Below are 1,885 nucleotides of genomic sequence, written 5' to 3'. Positions count from 1 at the left end.
CATCAGGGGCGATGGTGTTACGGCAAAACGCCCATGCGCACCTTCCTCGACTCGCTGGAACTCGCCAAGGAGAAACTGATCCCGCATTGAGTCGCGCTTCTCGATTCAACAGCCCGACTATCTGTCAGATCGAGTCCCAGCTAATACACGTCAGGCGCTTTGGCGCGCGCCATAAAAGACGCCGCGCTGGGGCAACGACAGTGCCGACGCCTGTAGATGCGTTGCTCAAGAGCTGCTCTACGCCATCCAGTTCCGATTCGCGAGTGTCGGAGGCCCCTTCGGGAAATCCGGAACCGGACACTCGCGGTCGGTCATTTTCGTGGAAGCAGACTGACCGCTGTGGCCTGCGGATTCAACCGGTCAACGCAACAGCTTGATGGAATCGTTCAGCCGGTGTATCGAAGTTTAGTGTTTTGCGTGGGCGTTCGTTGAGTCTTCTGGCTATGGCGTTGAGCTTGGCTTGCGAGTAGCCCGAGAGATCGGTGCCTTTCGGGAAGTACTGTCTCAACAGGCCATTCGTGCTCTGGGTCATCTCCTTTCTTGGCACCTCCAGGCTTAGCCGATCTGTCCCCGTTAAAGAGTTCTGACCGGGGTACATCACCGCGACGTGAATACCTGGTCGCTGCGGCGGGACAGAGGGCGGTCGGACCGGGGCGCGCTTCGTCGTGGCGTGTTCTCATACCAATTGTCACGTTAGTTCAGAAACGCTTCGAATGGCCGAGTCACGCCCTGAGGTGGTCGGCCAAGGTCCTCGCCACAGTCGGCCACTCCCCAGCCATCAGCGGTCATTCACGTAACCGCAAACAGGCACTACACTCTGTTTGTCCCCACGCCGCGTTGCCTGCTGCGAGGGATCGTCTGACGATAGGCATCCGTTGTTCATCGCGTGTATCTCCCTCGGTATAGTGCCGCAGACGTCGCTGCAGGCCGGCCTCGAACGATTACTCACTTGGGGAATGCATGAAAACGCCGAACTCCAACTCCCATGCCGCTCCGTTTGACGGTCCGAACGTCGATCACTTTCGCTTCCACCGACCTCACGAACATCTTGCCGCGGCGTTTGGCAACGACAGGTTCGCGCTCAAGGCCGAAGCCTTCGCACGTTTTTTTGGGACGCCCGTTTTTTTAGGGGCACAGACGGTAATCGTCGCCATCTGGATTGGGGTGAACGCCCTCGGCTTCACCAGGTTCGACGTTTACCCATTCATTCTCCTTAATCTGGCATTCAGTCTCCAAGCAGCTTATGCCGCGCCGCTCATTTTGCTTGCTCAGACGCGACAGGCAGCGCGAGACAACGCGCACGCCGAGGCTGACGCGCAACACAGGGAGGCCCTTGCTGTCGCTAACGAGCAGCGGCAGGCAATTTCCGCGCAAACCGCGGCACAACTGCTGGAGTTGTTGCAGCGGAATACGGAACTGACCGAACTTACCCAAAAATTAACTGAGCGGGTCGAAACGCTGACCATCGAGTTGCACGAGAAGCTCTTGCAAAAGGACTCAAAATGATAACCCGGCTCCCTGCCCATCAAGGTCGAGGTGGATGTTGGTGAGGTATCCCCTAGATGCGAGTGAGCGTTCGATCGAGGTGGCGAGAGGGCACTCCGGGTCGGCTACTGCTGTCCGCGCTACACGGCCGTTCCACAGCCAGTTTCGGCCATTCGCGCCGGCCTGCGCCAACGGCTGAAGTTCGGTGCCAGAGCCGCCATTCGTGCATTCTAAACACAGCGTCTTAAATAATGGTTCATCCGACTTTCGTGTGGGTCAGCGCAGCTGGATGTAGGTTGAGACCACCGCAGTGGAAGTAGACGGCGATCTTAAAGTGGTCCGGATTGCGATAGCCGCAGGCTCGCTTCTGCACAGTGGCGATCTTGGAATTCAACCCCTC

General features: G+C 58.0%; 1 protein-coding gene and 1 pseudogene. One reads left to right on the top strand and one right to left on the bottom strand.

Annotated features, from left to right (window positions below):
* Positions 1-352 precede the first annotated feature (352 nt).
* A pseudogene (locus tag AC1DKD_RS40955) lies at positions 353-526 on the bottom strand (transposase); the annotation flags it as partial.
* Between the two features lie 434 nt (positions 527-960).
* Here AC1DKD_RS40955 and AC1DKD_RS40950 point away from each other — a divergent pair.
* Complete coding sequence (locus AC1DKD_RS40950; RefSeq protein WP_441637711.1) at positions 961-1,506, top strand: DUF1003 domain-containing protein; 546 nt, start codon at positions 961-963, stop codon at positions 1,504-1,506.
* Positions 1,507-1,885 lie beyond the last annotated feature (379 nt).

Source organism: Cupriavidus sp. 05T313 (genome assembly GCF_056396665.1).
Note: the sequence above shows the minus strand (reverse complement) of the source record. Positions and strands in the feature narration are given on the sequence as shown.